Genomic DNA, 556 nt, shown 5'->3' on the forward strand with positions numbered 1-556 from the left:
GGTGCTAGATGCAGACGCCTTGAATATCTTGACTAACAAACAGAATTGGATCAACTCGGTTGATAAGGAAAATCAAGGTAAACGCATATACACTCCCCACCCTGGTGAAGCTGCGCGACTGCTCGGGCATGGTAGCGCTGGCCTAATCCAGCAGGATAGGCTTCATGCAATCACTGAGCTCTCCAATAAGCTTGGTGGACATATTCTATTAAAAGGCAGTGGAAGCTTACTTGCCAGCAAAGGCGAAACAATCAGCATTTGCCCTTATGGCAACCCAGGCATGGCAAGCGGGGGAATGGGAGACGTACTAAGTGGAATAATTGGCAGCTTGGTCGCTCAAGGCTTCGATGAGGGCTTTGCCTTGCGTTTAGCAACCACCCTACACGCTCGTGCAGCAGACATTGCTGCCAAACAATCTGGCGAACGTGGCTTATCTGCATGCGATTTGATACCAGTCGTCAGATCGCTACTCAACAAGCTAAATTACGAGCTATAGGTATGACGAGAAAATCTTATGCCTGAATCTTAGTTTTGTTTTTCTCGACCTTCCTGATTC

1 protein-coding gene is annotated in these 556 nt (G+C 47.8%); it reads left to right on the forward strand.

Annotation, left to right across the window (positions count from 1 at the left end):
- Positions 1 to 496, forward strand: a 496-nt coding sequence (locus A3735_RS24675) for an NAD(P)H-hydrate dehydratase (RefSeq protein ID WP_304440016.1), incomplete at its 5' end; no start/stop codon positions are given.
- Positions 497 to 556 lie beyond the last annotated feature (60 nt).

The sequence above is a fragment of the Oleiphilus sp. HI0061 genome (genome assembly GCF_001635675.1).